This is a genomic window from Streptomyces alkaliterrae, from assembly GCF_007097205.2.
GTDB lineage: Bacteria > Actinomycetota > Actinomycetes > Streptomycetales > Streptomycetaceae > Streptomyces > Streptomyces alkaliterrae.
This window is the reverse complement of record NZ_VJYK02000762.1, coordinates 1-385: the sequence shown is the minus strand read 5'-3', so window position 1 is coordinate 385 and position 385 is coordinate 1. Positions and strand designations below refer to the sequence as shown.

At 69.6% G+C, this 385-nt stretch carries 1 protein-coding gene; it reads right to left on the bottom strand.

The annotated features are described in order from the left end of the window. Window positions 1-95 precede the first annotated feature (95 nt). Window positions 96-323: a hypothetical protein gene (locus FNX44_RS27820; protein WP_153507846.1), complete on the bottom strand. Its 228-nt coding sequence runs from the start codon at window positions 321-323 to the stop codon at window positions 96-98. Window positions 324-385: the final 62 nt, after the last annotated feature.

Sequence of the window (385 nt, the reverse complement as noted above, 5' to 3'; positions counted from 1 at the left end):
GGTGGGCCTGACGAGGGGCGGTGCGGCTCAGCGACCGTGGCGCGGATCGTGGTTACCGCCGCCGTGGATCTCCCAGGGGCGGTTCGTCGTTGCGACTAGCGCTGGCAGGAGGCGATGATCAGGAACAGGACGAGGCACGCCAGGCCGAACAGCGGGACGCAGCCGAGAGAGTTCGGGTTCTTCCGGTTGATCTCCACGCTGCCGCCCGGGACGAGACGGGGGTGCCGGTCGGAGTAGTGGGCGACGGCGAGATCCTCGGCCTCGGACTCGGTGGTCCACCGGGTGGTGAAGCCGCATTCGCCGCATCGGTAGCGGTACGCCATGTCAACTCCTCGCTGCCGCAGGTGCGGTGGTGCTGGGGGTGCTGGGGGTGCTGGTGGTGACC